General features: G+C 36.0%; 17 protein-coding genes and 1 pseudogene. 8 read left to right on the top strand and 10 right to left on the bottom strand.

The window, feature by feature from the left end; translation table 11 throughout:
• Nucleotides 1–834 precede the first annotated feature (834 nt).
• The 3 genes from EJP82_RS25180 (at nt 835) to EJP82_RS25170 (ending at nt 2,475) form a co-directional block, all read left to right on the top strand.
• Entirely contained in the window at nt 835–1,662 is an 828-nt protein-coding gene (locus EJP82_RS25180; RefSeq protein ID WP_127194825.1) for a MerR family DNA-binding transcriptional regulator, read from the top strand.
• A 95-nt stretch (nt 1,663–1,757) separates the two neighbouring features.
• Nucleotides 1,758–1,985, top strand: a complete 228-nt coding sequence (locus tag EJP82_RS28060; RefSeq protein ID WP_127194845.1) for a transposase — start codon at nt 1,758–1,760, stop codon at nt 1,983–1,985.
• 250 nt (nt 1,986–2,235) lie between these two features.
• Entirely contained in the window at nt 2,236–2,475 is a 240-nt protein-coding gene (locus EJP82_RS25170) for a tyrosine-type recombinase/integrase (protein WP_127194844.1), read from the top strand.
• 224 nt (nt 2,476–2,699) lie between these two features.
• Here EJP82_RS25170 and EJP82_RS25165 read toward each other — a convergent pair whose 3' ends face one another.
• The 8 genes from EJP82_RS25165 to EJP82_RS25130 form a co-directional block, all read right to left on the bottom strand.
• Nucleotides 2,700–3,269, bottom strand: coding sequence for a sugar O-acetyltransferase (locus EJP82_RS25165; RefSeq protein WP_127194824.1), 570 nt, complete (start codon nt 3,267–3,269; stop codon nt 2,700–2,702).
• A gap of 241 nt (nt 3,270–3,510) precedes the next feature.
• Complete coding sequence (locus EJP82_RS25160; protein ID WP_127194823.1) at nt 3,511–4,050, bottom strand: TetR/AcrR family transcriptional regulator; 540 nt, start codon at nt 4,048–4,050, stop codon at nt 3,511–3,513.
• A 28-nt stretch (nt 4,051–4,078) separates the two neighbouring features.
• Complete coding sequence (locus EJP82_RS25155; RefSeq protein ID WP_127194822.1) at nt 4,079–4,432, bottom strand: DMT family transporter; 354 nt, start codon at nt 4,430–4,432, stop codon at nt 4,079–4,081.
• 17 nt (nt 4,433–4,449) lie between these two features.
• Nucleotides 4,450–4,770, bottom strand: coding sequence for a DMT family transporter (locus EJP82_RS25150; RefSeq protein ID WP_127194821.1), 321 nt, complete (start codon nt 4,768–4,770; stop codon nt 4,450–4,452).
• A 161-nt stretch (nt 4,771–4,931) separates the two neighbouring features.
• Complete coding sequence (locus EJP82_RS25145; RefSeq protein WP_127194820.1) at nt 4,932–5,495, bottom strand: GNAT family N-acetyltransferase; 564 nt, start codon at nt 5,493–5,495, stop codon at nt 4,932–4,934.
• 129 nt (nt 5,496–5,624) lie between these two features.
• A complete protein-coding gene (locus EJP82_RS25140) occupies nt 5,625–6,080 on the bottom strand; it encodes an alpha/beta hydrolase (RefSeq protein ID WP_127194819.1) in 456 nt (151 codons plus the stop codon).
• A 53-nt stretch (nt 6,081–6,133) separates the two neighbouring features.
• Nucleotides 6,134–6,529, bottom strand: coding sequence for an alpha/beta hydrolase family protein (locus tag EJP82_RS25135; RefSeq protein WP_127194818.1), 396 nt, complete (start codon nt 6,527–6,529; stop codon nt 6,134–6,136).
• An 18-nt stretch (nt 6,530–6,547) separates the two neighbouring features.
• Nucleotides 6,548–6,913: a hypothetical protein gene (locus EJP82_RS25130; RefSeq protein WP_127194817.1), complete on the bottom strand. Its 366-nt coding sequence runs from the start codon at nt 6,911–6,913 to the stop codon at nt 6,548–6,550.
• Between the two features lie 100 nt (nt 6,914–7,013).
• Here EJP82_RS25130 and EJP82_RS25125 point away from each other — a divergent pair, with 100 nt between their 5' ends.
• Nucleotides 7,014–7,832 (top strand): MerR family transcriptional regulator, encoded by an 819-nt coding sequence (locus tag EJP82_RS25125; RefSeq protein WP_127194816.1) that lies wholly within the window; start codon nt 7,014–7,016, stop codon nt 7,830–7,832.
• A gap of 276 nt (nt 7,833–8,108) precedes the next feature.
• On the opposite strand, the gene EJP82_RS25120 is transcribed toward EJP82_RS25125, so the two are convergent.
• Nucleotides 8,109–9,557 (bottom strand): MDR family MFS transporter, encoded by a 1,449-nt coding sequence (locus EJP82_RS25120; RefSeq protein ID WP_127194815.1) that lies wholly within the window; start codon nt 9,555–9,557, stop codon nt 8,109–8,111.
• Between the two features lie 179 nt (nt 9,558–9,736).
• On the opposite strand from EJP82_RS25120, the gene EJP82_RS25115 reads away from it, so the two are divergent.
• The 3 genes from EJP82_RS25115 to EJP82_RS25105 all read left to right on the top strand — a co-directional run bounded on the left by EJP82_RS25115 (nt 9,737) and on the right by EJP82_RS25105 (nt 12,074).
• Complete coding sequence (locus EJP82_RS25115; protein WP_127194814.1) at nt 9,737–10,330, top strand: TetR/AcrR family transcriptional regulator; 594 nt, start codon at nt 9,737–9,739, stop codon at nt 10,328–10,330.
• Nucleotides 10,331–11,205: 875 nt separating this feature from the next.
• On the top strand, nt 11,206–11,451 hold the full coding sequence (locus EJP82_RS25110; protein WP_127194813.1) for a hypothetical protein: 246 nt from the start codon (nt 11,206–11,208) through the stop codon (nt 11,449–11,451).
• A 104-nt stretch (nt 11,452–11,555) separates the two neighbouring features.
• Nucleotides 11,556–12,074, top strand: a complete 519-nt coding sequence (locus tag EJP82_RS25105) for a hypothetical protein (protein ID WP_127194812.1) — start codon at nt 11,556–11,558, stop codon at nt 12,072–12,074.
• A 62-nt stretch (nt 12,075–12,136) separates the two neighbouring features.
• Here the strand turns inward: EJP82_RS25105 and EJP82_RS25100 are convergent, their stop codons facing one another.
• A complete protein-coding gene (locus EJP82_RS25100) occupies nt 12,137–13,066 on the bottom strand; it encodes a hypothetical protein (protein WP_127194811.1) in 930 nt (309 codons plus the stop codon).
• Nucleotides 13,067–13,453: 387 nt separating this feature from the next.
• Here EJP82_RS25100 and EJP82_RS28230 point away from each other — a divergent pair.
• Nucleotides 13,454–13,868 (top strand): annotated as a pseudogene (locus tag EJP82_RS28230) (sigma factor-like helix-turn-helix DNA-binding protein); the annotation flags it as partial.
• Nucleotides 13,869–14,326: the final 458 nt, after the last annotated feature.

Below are 14,326 nucleotides of genomic sequence, written 5' to 3'. Positions count from 1 at the left end.
TCGATAAGGTTTTCCTGCATAGCAGATCGGTATTGGTGGTTAGTGTTGCTCACTGTTCTGGTTTTTGTAAGCAGTGAGGAATACACATTTTGTGTAAAAGGCGAAGTGGAAAAGTTCTCTGGGAGAGGTAGTTGAAGAAAGGCAAGTAGCCGATGATCGGCTGCCTTCTTGGTTTATAAAATTATCGTTTTCCGTTAGATATTCACTAAACTTTAATGATTTCTAATTATTTAACCATTTCAGCTGACAATACCAACTGTCATCTATTTACCTCCTACATTAGATTGTAATTTCAATTTTAAGAGTCTATCAACTATCTCATCTATAGATTTTATATAACAACTGATTTTTATTAGGTAATCCTATATTTAGTAAATTTGCAAGCTGATTAAGTACAGTGAATTTAAATACATAAATATTTGTGGGTTTTGAAAAAGAAGACAAAAAGCTTTCTTTTTTTAAAGGGTAGAATACTCCTTTTGTTATTACTCTGATCACCAGAAACTTCTGTTCTTGCATCTCTGGAAAAGTCAACTATTAATTTGTACAAATGGAGTAGCTGCTTTTTTCTTCTAAAGTTGCTGTTTCCTATACTACGTATCTCCAATAATTGAATGTCCTTCATTTGCTAATTGGGCTTTTATATGGTGCTTTCGAGAAAACTAATTTCTTTTTTGTATACGAATGTTCTTTAATCCGTTATCGCTGTTCTAGGCTATTTTTCTATTTATAATGTATTCGTCCATAACTCCACTACCTTTCAATTTTTACAAGCGATAAATAACTTGTTATAATGTCGCGATAAACTATCCCAAGATAGGAGAGTCAACACCATTGAAAAAATCTCTTTTTAGTATTGGATATATGTCTAAATTCACAGGTGTTCATATAAAATCATTACGTTATTATGAAGAAATAGGCGTTTTAATTCCAGAATATGTCGACCCAGAAACAAATTATAGATATTACAGCTATCAACAAATCCCTACTGTTATGGCGCTGCGTTTTTGTTTAGAGCTAGGAATACCTCTAATTAACTTTAAGAAGTACCACGATACGGTTAGTGGCTACTTACATTACGATGACCTTTTAAAGGATGGACAAGTTCTGCTAGACAAAAAGGTGGATGAACTTAATAAAATCATTAGTTATATTTATACATCTGTACAAGAAATTCAGGAATCAGAAAAACAAACGAGAGGAGTGATTTTTCAAAGAAGTTTAGAACGAATGGATGTCCTTTTAAGATTGGAACAAAGTAATAAACAGAATCACTTCAATAACATTGGTTTAATGATTGACGAGGCAAAGTCTCAAGGTTTGGAGACAGGCTTTGTTCCTGGTAGTTTTAATATTTTTGATGAAAATAAATTTAGAAATTATACCTTTATTGATATCAACGCAAATAAACACAATGTTGACATCATGTTTTTTCCAAAGGGGACTTACTTGTGCATTCAGGATAAAGGTATTTCTGTAAATGATGCTCCGACTATATTTCCTGACATCTATAAATCATATGCAAAAGTATTAGCAATAGCTACGGAGGTTTTTACCAGTAAATATGATTTGAATTCCCCATTAATTGAGTTAAGAGTGATTGGAATTAAAGACGAAACATATTGGGAACAAACCTTCGGAAATTCAAATTTCAAATTATAAAACGACAGATCTAAGAACTGCATTACTAATGGTTAGATAAGCAGTGCCTTTCGTGACGATAAGTAAACACTACGGCTCATTGAATTTACGGATGAATAGGGACGTCGCTACCGGCTCGTTACTTCGATCTGGGATTTATCGGAGGAGGACATCGCACCATCTACAAAAGCCGCTGGCTGGTGGAGCTATTCTTTAAATGGATCAAGCAGCATTTGTCGACGGTACATGTGCATAGTTATAAGCCTCAGGCGATCTGGTACCAGTTGTTCCTGGTCGTAATCACGGCGCTTTGGTTCAAGAGGTACGCTGCGCAGAGCCTCTAAAGGAAAACCGCCGGGAGCCGGGCAAAACCCCGAGTCTTTAAAAACAACGGTGGGTGAACTTCGGTTGAGCAAAAAATAAACCACATAAAATATGGATTACATTGACAAAATATGCCCTGCATTTATATGTCCTTCGATTTTTAGCTTTAGAGACGAAAACAAGTTGTTAAAATAATTTTTTTAAACCAATAATATGATTCCCATAATCTTATGTCAGGGTTAATGCAACGCTAGTGAAACAAATCCTGTCATAGCCATTCCAACACTCAGGTGGGCATTAAATCGGCTTGCAGATCGTAGAGAGATCGAATCAAATGTGTACTCACATCGCTTTCGACATACCTATGCTTGCCAACTCCTTGATAACGGTGCTCCCTTGGATTTCATCCAAGGTATGCTGGGTCATGAGAAAGCCTCAACCACGCAAATATACGCACAACTTCGTGGCGAACGCAGGAGAGAAATGTATCGACGGTTTTTTAGCATCTAATAGCGGTAGTTCCCTTTTAGAAATCTGCCGCTATTCAATTAAAGGGCGGGTTAACTTAACAAGATACACCCTCCCTATAATGGTAACAAAATTCTGATCTTCAACAAAATCACTTTCTTCAAGAGTTTTATTGGTGTTTATATTCGGACTTGAAAAAGACTATCTCCATAGGAAATAGCCTTCGCTTTTAGAATTCATGATTTTGACGAGTAAAACCCTTTTTATCACATCAGCTTATCGTTTTCTGTTATTTCTCTGATAACTCGGCAGGGATTTCCTGCGGCAATAACACCAGATGGAATATCATGAATTACAACACTACCTGCTCCGATAATAGAATCATCGCCTATCTTAACACCTCCAACTACTTTGATATCTCCTGACAGCCATACTCGATTTCCAATATAAATTGGTTTATTTATACAGATTGCATTTGCTCTTTCCACAGGGTCAAAAGCATGATTTGCAGTGTAAAGACACACATTTGGCCCCAATAGCACATTGTTTCCAATCACTATTTCTGTATTATCCATCAGTATACAATTACAATTAATAAACACATCATTTCCAATTGTTATATTACTGCCAAATTCGCAATGCAGTGTTGGTTCTATCCAAACATTCTTCCCTTTCTTTTTTAAAAGCTTTGAAAGTATTTCTTCCCGACGAACTTCATCTTCATCAGTGGTTTTATTGTATTCTTGATATAATTTTTTCGCTTCTTTATGCATTTTTTCCATTTCATCGTTATAGACATGTGGTTTCCCACTCTTTGATTTTTCCCATTCTGTCATTTTCTGTTTCCTCTCTATCCGATTAATTTATCGATTTTATTTTATCTGATTCTGGCAAAAGTTTTTCCAGATGATTTAGTTCCCTCTTTTGATTTTTGAATTGTCCAGCTCCAAAATCTTCAATTATTTGGAAAGGATAAAGATCACCAGCATAGTACTAAGTGACACCATTTATCTGAAGTAACATCCATTCACACTCATTCTCACAATAATTACCACTAAAAAATTAGTCCATATAAAATTAATTTTCGTTTATCATTTCTTTTAATCGAGTAATGACTTCTTTTTTTAACTCGTTGTCCAACTTCCCAATATTAAAAATTTCCGAATACCATAGACCATCAATTGCTATTTTTATTATTGTACTTTTTATTGGATCTAGACCATCCTGGTTCATTATTTCATGTAATTCTCGGTAATCACTTTCTAATTTGGAAATCAACCTAGGATCTGTATATAAAGCCGCGATGTATGATGTAACTAACCCGTTTGAAGCCTCTACATCATTTATTGTTGCTTCAAGATAAGCTCGATGCCACTTCCCTCTAGATTCTTGGTCAATGCTTACTTTACCCCGAACACCATTTATAAAATTTTCAGAGTATTTATCAATCATCCCTTTTATAAGGGCATCCTTATTCGGGAAATGGTGGAGAAGTCCACCTTTGCTTACACCTGCCTGTTTAGCCACTGCTTCAAGAGTTAATTTTTGCATTCCAAATTGATCTACAATAAAAGCTGCTGCTGTTATTAAATCTTTTCGCTTTGAATTGCTTCTCAAATAAACAACCTCCTACAAATTATAAAGATTAGATTTCTGCTGGAGTAGCACTATTATCGGGCTCTTTTGAAATGTTGAGTAGTACAACTCCACCAATAATAAGAATGAGACCTATTCCCGTTAGAAAACTATATGGCTCATCCCACAATATCACTCCAATTAAAGCAGTAATAGCTGTCCCTGTTCCAGCCCATACCGCATATGCAAAACTTAGTGGAAGCATTCGTAAACATAAAGCCAAAAAATAGAACGCTCCCCCCATTCCCACAATCAAACCTAAAGTAGGGAATAAATTTGTAAAACCTTCACTTAGTTTCAACATGGTAGCGCCAAAAGTCTCAAATATAATGGCCAAAGCCAGTAGAATATATCCTTTTTTCATAAATCATACCTCCCTAATTAATCTGTCACGAGTTTCATTACAGCTACACCTGCGATTATGAGTAAAACACCTAAACCTTTATAAAAATTCAACTTTTCTTTGAATACTATGACTCCAACCAGTACTGTTAATGCCGTACAAGCTCCAGACCATATGGCGTAAGCTGCTCCTAATGGCATTGTTTTAAGAGCCATAGAAAGACTTAAAAACGATAATACCAAACCTACAACCATGGCTATGGTTGGATATAATTTTTTGAAACCATTTGAAGCTTTCATCATAGTACTTCCAAATGCGTCTGTAATAATAGCGAACACAAGAAATAGATAACCACTCAATTCACTAACTCCCCTAATTTGATTTTGTTTCATTGACCCTACATTTGTGATGGATATGAAAGTATGGGTTTTCCAACAGTCTTAACTATACCGTACAGACGGTCTTTTTGTAAAGTTGTAGATTCTAGAAAGAAAACTACAAACTAGATCTTCGGCTCGTGTTAACCAAGATGATGAACATTCGAAATTTTTGGATTGGTAAGTAAGATAAGCAATGGCCCAATGAATTTTTTGAATAAGTCTTGATATTCTTTGGGTGAAACATCGTTCCCGTAGACCAGTACTTCGTATATTTGTCCATATTCAAATATGTTAAGCCCTGTACTTCGGTATCCATTTCGCAAATAAAACTTCTTGCGTTTAAGTCGCTCTTCATAATTGCTCGCTACTTCATTATCAGCTTCAATGTTCAATATGATTCGATTATCCGCATACTTCTCACTGATTTTTGAAAGTATGGCGGTGCCGTATCCTATTGATCTAATTTCGGGTGAAATCGCTAAGTATAGTACAAATGTCAGGTTATTATTTGTAATTAGATATGCAAACCCCACAAATAAGTCATTATCATAAAATGCAATATAATCAATAAACTCCTTTTTTGATTTCCGCATTAGAAACCATAATGGAATTCGCTCATTCGACGGAAAAGCTGTTTTATATAGATCTTCAACTTTATAGAACTCATCAAAATTTTTATTTATTTCTCTCACCCGCAAATTCAAAACAAATCTCCTTTCTTAGCCCAACCTCTTGGTGAGGGGGAGAACTCAATAGACCTAGTTCTCAAAATTCTTGGAGTTCTAGGTCTATTAATATTCAAATCAGTGCAAAAACAAACCGTAAAACAGTAATTAATGTTTTCTTGTCAGCTTGCCAAAATCTTTAATCGTGGTGATCAGATAGTCGAGGTCTGGAGTATAATGATTCCCCTCATACTCATATAAGGTTACATCCGCCCCTTGCTTCTTAGAAGAATTATAAGCATTCAATGTATTGAAGTGAGGTACGATATCATCGTTTTTACCTGAGTGAAACATAATTTTTGCTTTTGGAGTCCAGCCGGTAATAAGACTATTGTCTTCAATAGCTTTCATGAGTTCCTTATCATTACCACTCATAAAGTTTTCAAGAAAGGACGTTTTGAAAATATCACTTACTTTATTAGAAGGTGGTATGATAGCATCCATGGAGTTTTCGATTTTATAGTTCCACACTTCGTTATTTGAACGATTAATGTTACTGAACTTAAGTAAGCTGTAGAGTGTCCAGTTATAGATACCGGCATTTTCCCCCATATCGTCTCCCATACCGTCCCCTTCAAAGTTACTTTGGAACATGGCTGGCGTATCATACGGCCCAGCTAGAGCAGATGTAGCAATAAGATAAACTCCTTAGGATATTTTTGTTCGATGTATTTTTGAGTGGCTAATGCAGCCCCGCCTCCCTCAGACCATCCGGTTAAGAATACCTTACTTTCTGTTTTAATCTTAAGCTGCTTTACTAACTCTTTGGTTGCTCTAAGCATGTCTATCGAATAGTCAGCTAACTCGGATTCGATATTATAAGGATGATTAAGGTTTTTAGATACGTTGTAGCCTGCATAATCTGGAGCGCTTACGACATAGCCTTTGGAAGCGAACGTGAGAATCATCATTCTTACTTCGCTAAAATCAGCAGTAGGCTGAGCCGTTTGTCCATGATATAAAGAAGGGACGTCGTTAGATCCTTCGCCGTCGGGTAAAGGAATAGGAAGCATTGTTCCGTGATGATATTGTTAGAAAGAAGGGGTTACCTTACCCTTAGGGATTGTTACAAGCCCTGATAGCACAACAGGTTTCCCTTTTTGAACTGAAAGGTATGAAATGGAATAGAGCGAAACATGATAGCTTAATAGTGAACTTATATTTTTCTCTGGGTTCAATTTGAAAATTTGTTTTGTTGTTAAATCTGCTACTTTCTTAAAGCTAGCCAATGATCCCCTTTCAGTGCTACTCAAGCCAGGTTTGTTTGTTGTATTTGTGAGAACCTGCTGGGATGATGCCTTTGCTACCAAGTTTTTTTGACCTTGTGCGTGTGCTTGAATGCCGGTTCCAGAAAGCAATATGGATGCCGCCAAAGAAGAAATTAAAATCTTTTTCATTATACCTAACTCCTTTTCAATTAAGGCGTTGATTGTGCCTTTGTCATGGTTATAATAGAAATATAAAGTCTATACTTGGTATAGAGTAAAGAGGTATTTTATGAAAAATGTTTTTTCAATTGGAGAAACTGCAAAAATAAACAATATATCAATTCAAGCCTTACGCCATTATGACAAAATCGATCTATTGAAACCTTCCTTTATAAATAAAGATAGCGGTTATCGATATTACAGTATTGACCAATTCATATATATCGATATTATTAAACATGCTAAAAATTTCGGAATACCCCTTAAAGAATTGAAAAACACATTGACTCTAGGGAATATGCATGAACTGGCTGAAAATGTCAGGTCATACCATGTTTATTTAGACGAACAAATCCAATCATTACATAATGCTAAAGAAAGATTTGAGAAGGTTGCTGAAATGATTGAGTACAGTTTAATGGCAGTAGAGAACCTTGGACCTTATCGAAGAATAATTGAAGAAAGAAATATTATAAAACTTAGCGATTACCGAGAGGTGGGAAACTTTGAAATAAATAGCAGATTAGTTGAAGCAGATACTAAAAAATCTGGATTGGAGTTTGGGTTTGAAAGTGGGTATTTCATCGATGTACCAACTTTCATAAATAGCGGAGAAGAATTTTTCACATCGGCATATTTAGTCTTTATGGACGGTGAGTTACCTAAACAGCCACTTTCAAGTTCTGAATATATTAAAAGTTTCATCCCAAAAGGTGATTATGTATGTATTACTTATAATGAACATAATAAGGATGAGAGAATCAAACAAATTCAGGGCTATCTTAAAGAAAATAATATTGAAAAAATTGAATTTATAATCGTTTCCGAGTTATATGATGATTTTAGAAATCAATCGAATGAAATACAGGTGTTTTTACATCCGCAATAGTTAATACTAAATATCGTTCAGTAACGTTAGTTGAATACAAAAAGTCTGCCACGGTTGCCTTTTTTGCTTTATGCTTGAGCATAAGTTCCTCTTAGTTTAATAAATACAGTTGACCGTAGTGCTTTAATGAACGGTGTTTTTGTTTTCTTCACCGTTTCAGAGATGATGATTTGGGTCAGCCTTCTGAGAGTGTGACATGAAAAACCTGCTAATAAGAGCAGGTTCAATTTGATAATATAGGAGATTCGATTAGGCGCCCTTATGTCCACTACCTGATTAATCAGAATTACTAATAACCACAGTTCGCTCCTTCTTCCTTTTTATAAACAGACTCAGCATTGCCCCTGCGGCAGCAATACAAGCTGCTAATACAAAAGTATCTCCATAAGCTAAAGCATCAAATAGATTCTCACGGTTTATATTAGGCGAATGCACATTGGATCGGTAGTTTAAAAATCCAGTTAATCCTGTAATTGCAAATGAAATAATAATTTGGGATGCAGCAGACGTTAGCGGTGTGACTCTGCTAATGAGCAACGGTGGTGCAGATTGTAGAATAAAGGTGTTTAAAGACATCATACATAATCCCATTCCAATGCCAAGTCCTGCAATCGCACATACGACGATTGTTAATGAAGTCTCAATGCTGAGATTGGATAATGTTATCAAAGCACCGGCTATAATTGACAATCCCGAGAAGGCTAATGGACGAATTCCAATAAAATCATAAATCCTTCCACCTATTGGCATCAATAAACCGGAGGTAATTGCGAGAACACTCATAACTAGACCGGTTGTGAATGGACTAAATCCTTTGAACAATTGTAGATATTGCGGGATTAATACTAGCGAACCATTGAGGGCAATATATTGAATCCAACTCACAACTATTCCTTTTGTAAAATTAGGAGAAGAAAACGCTCGTAATTCCAGGAGGGGATGGTTATGTCGGAGCTCATTAATAACGAAGCAAATTAGTAATATCACTCCAGCGATTATAGTGACTCCCCCACCACTCTCTAGACCATCACCCAAGCGGGTGACCCCTAAAGTAATAAGCACAAAAGACAGAGGTCCTACAATCATGCCTATGACATCAAGAGTCAGAGTTTCTTTTCTCTTAGTTACCGGTAGAAACTTTATTCCAAAAACGAGTGCAAGTGTTCCTATGGGAAGATTAATAAGGAAAATCCATTCCCAAGTTGCAAATTCAACCATCCAGCCTGATAATATTGGTCCAGAGGCAGGTGCCAATAGCATAGGGATTCCGAGAAGACCCATGATTTGGCCTCTTTTTCCTTCAGGAGCAAGCCGAAATACCATTGCCATACCTATGGGGTTTATCATTCCTCCTGCTAACCCTTGAATGACTCTAAATACAATCAGTTGCTCAGCGGTTTGAGCGAAAGAGCAGAGTAATGATCCAAGAGTAAACAGAACAATTGTAATCAAAAAAGCTTTTCGAGCACCGAGTCGATCTGAGATCCAACCTGCCAATGGAATGGTTGCCGACATCGCCAGGGTATACCCAGTGATCGTCCATTGTAATGTTGTAAAAGGTGCGCCTAAATCATGAATCAATTTTGGAATAGCTACATTGATCGCTGTGCTATCCAGCATAACCATCATCATTCCCAAGACAATGGCTGCCAAGGGCCGAACTAATGCTCTTAATCTTATTTCAGAACCGGTAGATTCAGATCCAGTGAAAGTATCCTTAATCATCTTTATTGTCCTCTCTTAATTGTTGTTGATCTTCACGTTGATTAACGATCACGTTGATCATTATAATAAAGGAATGGACCAACTCAATGATCATCTATTCATGTTGTGTTTATTAATCAACATAACGTATGGGAATGCTCATTAAGTAACCAGGAAAGATGAAAGGGATATGATTATTTATGGATTTAAACGAAGATAAGCGTATAGTTCGAACCAGGAAAATTCTTAGAGGTGTGTTTTTGGAATTAATTATGGAAAAAGGTTTGGATTATGTAACTGTAAAAGAATTAACCGAACGAGCAGGGTTAAACAGGGGGACGTTTTATCTGCATTACAAGGATATTGATGATTTTTATGAACAATATTCTGTCGATATATTAGAAGGATATAGGAAAGTAATCAAAAAATTAGGTCTTTCTCGTAATACTCAAGGTCCCTTTATTGAGCCACCATATGGTTATATTAAGCCTTTTGAGTACGTTATTGAGCATGGAGAATTCTTCAAGTGTTTTATGGGCCCAAACGGCGACCCAAGCTTTTCGGTTAAGCTGCGAGAATTAATCAGAGAGCAGTTACACCATTCTTTCCAATCAAGACGCGGTCAGATGATTGAGGTTTCAGTAAAACAACAATATGTATTCTCCTACATATCTTCTGCCTACGTAGGCACACTAGAATTTTGGATATCGCAGGGAATGAATATTTCCTCAAAAAATATCTCTATTCTATTCACGGAAATATCACAATTAGGTTCATCCAATTTGGATTTTTAGAAGTAGGCTGAATCTACCCAAAATATGGGTCAGGCGGTTAGTAGTACGCCTGGCCCTTGTGTTGTTTCTAAGCCTGTCTCCTGGATGGGGAAGGAACAGTGAAATGGCTAACTTCCTGTAGCGACGGCAAGGCCGCAATAGCTCCGAATTGGTGCGGACGAGTGTTCGACTCGACTTTAAAATGCTACAAATTTTTGCGGTTGCTGCACATTTGCGGCAAACGTCTTACTTTGTATTGGCAGGTTTTTTGCCGGGTACACATGATGCTGAAGATTAACACATGCAGCCCTATTTGGGATATAGGAAAGATACAGTTAATAACCAGTTCGTGCCCCACCCATAAATGAATTTGCTTCTTGATCCGGTAGTGTCTTCAGGAATCGGCTCCCATGTTCGCAACCTATTCAAGAAATCTCGCAATATATGAAGTCTCCGAATACTCGGGTGCCAATGCAGCACTCACTTAATATGAGCTATTCTATCTAGTGTATTTTTAATTCTTCGATAACTTCCTTTTTCTTATGAAGTTGAATAATATCTTTCATTTCGCATCGGTATTTTTGCTACTCCGTTAAATTGGATTAAGCATGATCCAATCATCGAGCAGAAGAATATCAGGACGACGATCCATACCGTACAAAGGAGAACACACGAACATATTATGTATTGCCACAGAGTTAACCGGCAATTTTCTTAAGGATGATAAAAGTGAATTAGGTTTAAGTTTCGAGTTTGAACGATTGTTGCTTTAGTCATTGTGTCAGTTGAATAAAAAAGGGATTTTATGGTTTTAGGAGAATAATTATAAAAATAATAGTTAGTAATAATCTAATAGAGTAACGTATTAGCCCATTATTTGAGAGGAGCTAAATTACATGGACAAACAAAAATTCCTGAGTATGTCATATCTTGAACGAAATAATCAATATGAAAAATGGAGTAAAAATAATAGCTATCCTCGATGGATTATAGATTACTATGAAGAACTGATCACTAAATATCCTCACCTTTCGTTGGATGCAATAGGATATATGTTAATTTTGACTACTGTAGATACTATGACTGAAGAAGAAGCATTAAAGTGGCCAGCAATGTCTTTTTTTCTAATGGAGAAATTATAAACAGTCGCGGTCGGCTCATCGAGCCTTAAAGTAGGGAAGGTTAGGGAATACCCAAATGTTATGTGAATTCCATTAAAGATTTAATAAAAAAAGGAGCTTATATTATGAGTGAATTTAGCGAAAGTTATCATTTGAAAACTGACAAGCAACAAATCGTAGTTGAACTTATCAAGGGATCAAATAAGCAGGGCTATGTGTTTCCAGAGAAGAATGGATGGGTTACTTTTATATTGAAAGGACAGGCTTTTAATATAGATGAATCAATTATTTCACTTAATCCAAGTGTGCTGATTCATTATATTTATGCTGAGGATCATGGATGGGATTTGAGAATATTTAATAAGTCTGAAATTGCATTTGAGTATGGATGTAATTGGACGGAGGAAATACAAATAGAAAAGAGCCATTTCGATCTCTATTTTCTTAATGAACTAATAATTTCACAAGGAAATTCAACAGATGGAATTGAATCGCTGTTTGATATAGATGAAGACATATTTGATTTAGATGAGCCGCCTGCATTTTTAATAGCACAGAAACTTGGATTAACTTACTATGAATGGCTGTCAGAAGATTACATTGACTTGAGCGATTTAGCCGAAAATATATTACTTGTAGATTAATCAATGAAAACGAAATTCATAAACATTGTGTTGAAGCATGAAAGTCTCTAGGTTAGCTAGTATTAAGATTCCACTAATCTAGTAATATAACCGGGTGGAATTTCTAAAAAACGTGGTTCCCCGTTATATATTTCAAACTTAATAGATTCCACATCTAATAAAGGCCAGAGATATTTTCTAAGTCTTACTAACTGATCATCTGAGTAGTTGTTAATATCATCGGTTAATTGGAGGAAAACACCAAGTTTATCAGAATGAATAACTGGCTCTATAATATCGCAAGGAGCAGAATCTTTAATTAACTTTATACCGCCAAGTGTGGCAATATGTTGTTCACTAAGGTAATTATCCCAGAAATAACCACGTAGTCTTGTTGAAAATCCAGGATGTCGATAAATATTAATTCCCCAGTAATCTTCGAAAGAGGATTGCATTGTAAGCCTTACTAGCTTAGATTCATAAGTAATATATCCAGTGTCTGCCTCAAGCAAGCGTACTGCTTTTTGAAATAATAATCTAAATTTAGTTTGAATATTCGCAGGTATATAGCCATCAAATAATTGATCACTTAAAGAAATACTAAAATCATTTGGAAAGATAGATTTGTTTGAGAAATTCGGAGGATAAGTCGCTGCGAGATTACATTCAATAGCAATCTTACACCTATGAGGAAGGTGTAGTAAAATTTCATCTTCAGAATAGGAAGGTTTTTCAGGATATTCAAAGTCACCAGGACTACTTATTTCCAAGCATTGTACATTTCCCTGTATAAATAATTCATAAATTTTACTTAGGTTTTTATTATTTAATTTCATAGTTCTCTCTCTACCGTTCATCAATTCAAAATCTATTTCTAACTCAGTATTTATGTATTCATGAAAATAATTAAAGAAGTCTTCTAGTAAGGAAACAAGCTCCTTCCCTTTAGTGTTTAATTCTTTGTATGTTGTTATATTCAAAGTAATAGCTTTATGAAAAATACACTTATTCATCGATTGAACCTCCAGTATCCATTTGAATATATTGTAAATTAATGAGTTGTTTGTATCAATTAAAAATTGTTTGGGAGATGTACCTTAAATATAACGCTACAATGGTGTGAATATAATTTCAATTACATACTGAAAAAATGGAACGAACTAATTTTTCCTACTCATGTAAAGTAGTAATTAAGGATGCGAGTTTATCAACAGTGTGAGTGTAGAATTGGTCTGGTTTGCTCCAGCTAGGGATTGAAAAGGACGTTCCTGATTGTAAAATTAGATATTCCGAGCTACCCCTTTGTGCAAAGTGCGAGTACCTACGAGTCCATTCCATGCATTCGTAATTAAGTGACTGAAATAGCGCTCTGTTCGGCTATTATCCCTTAGGTGACATCACTTCGTGTCCATAACCTCAAGAAATTCGATAACACAGGCGAAGATATGGAGGACTTAATCTCGATTGGGACGATCGGACTGATCAAGGCCATTNCTTCGTTCACTCAAAAAAACACGTAAGGATGTTTCGCTGCACGACCCAATCGGAACGGACAAAGAAGGGAATGAGATTACCCTTATAGATATTCTGGGTACGGAGGCGGATGAAGTTCTTGACCGGGTGCAGCTCAAGATGGAGAAGAGTAAAATCTACCAAAATCTTGATATCTTGGACGCACGGGAGCAGGAAGTGATTAAAGGAAGATTCGGNCGCGAAATCGCCAAAGAGCTCGGCATTTCCCGCTCGTATGTGTCTCGGATTGAGAAGCGTGCGCTAATGAAGCTGTATCATGAGTTTTATAAGGCGAAGCGGTGAGATAGAGACTAAATGCAGCGTTTGGGCTCTCATATAAGTTAATGTTTAAAGAATAATAAAAGCGCTAGATAAAATAACTCACTTATTATGAGTTATTTTATCTAGTGTGATTTTTGTTTATTCGATAACTTTCTTTTTTGAAGATTAATAAATTCTTTTAATTCTGCAACGGTATTTTATGTTGCTCCGTTAAATTGGAATAAGAATGATCTATTCATCGCATCGAGTCCTTTCCGGTCATCTGTACTGGGATGAAGCTACTCGTTAGCGTATTGTTCCCTAGCTGGCCATTGGCCGTTATTTCCCCAACCCCATACAACCCCATACACTACTATCACTCATTAACTTTCGGATAGAACGTTTCAGACTTTAGTGTGGAATGGAATGAGAATATTTTGAAGTCAGAGGTCTATAGGGAAGTTATATTACAACAGGAGAAAAACACAAAAAGTAAAGGG

This window comes from Paenibacillus anaericanus (assembly GCF_003994475.1).
GTDB classification, from domain to species: domain Bacteria; phylum Bacillota; class Bacilli; order Paenibacillales; family Paenibacillaceae; genus Fontibacillus; species Fontibacillus anaericanus.
Note: the sequence above shows the minus strand (reverse complement) of the source record. Positions and strands in the feature narration are given on the sequence as shown.

Coding starts and splice junctions, on each gene's coding strand:
- EJP82_RS25125 (WP_127194816.1), top strand. CDS start 7,014: ATGAAAAATGTTTTTTCAATTGGAGAAACTGCAAAAATAAACAATATA.
- EJP82_RS25135 (WP_127194818.1), bottom strand. CDS start 6,529: ATGCTTCCTATTCCTTTACCCGACGGCGAAGGATCTAACGACGTCCCT.
- EJP82_RS25120 (WP_127194815.1), bottom strand. CDS start 9,557: ATGATTAAGGATACTTTCACTGGATCTGAATCTACCGGTTCTGAAATA.
- EJP82_RS25110 (WP_127194813.1), top strand. CDS start 11,206: ATGGACAAACAAAAATTCCTGAGTATGTCATATCTTGAACGAAATAAT.
- EJP82_RS25100 (WP_127194811.1), bottom strand. CDS start 13,066: ATGAATAAGTGTATTTTTCATAAAGCTATTACTTTGAATATAACAACA.
- EJP82_RS25115 (WP_127194814.1), top strand. CDS start 9,737: ATGGATTTAAACGAAGATAAGCGTATAGTTCGAACCAGGAAAATTCTT.
- EJP82_RS25140 (WP_127194819.1), bottom strand. CDS start 6,080: ATGGGAGACGATATGGGGGAAAATGCCGGTATCTATAACTGGACACTC.
- EJP82_RS25165 (WP_127194824.1), bottom strand. CDS start 3,269: ATGACAGAATGGGAAAAATCAAAGAGTGGGAAACCACATGTCTATAAC.
- EJP82_RS25155 (WP_127194822.1), bottom strand. CDS start 4,432: ATGAAAAAAGGATATATTCTACTGGCTTTGGCCATTATATTTGAGACT.
- EJP82_RS25130 (WP_127194817.1), bottom strand. CDS start 6,913: ATGAAAAAGATTTTAATTTCTTCTTTGGCGGCATCCATATTGCTTTCT.
- EJP82_RS25105 (WP_127194812.1), top strand. CDS start 11,556: ATGAGTGAATTTAGCGAAAGTTATCATTTGAAAACTGACAAGCAACAA.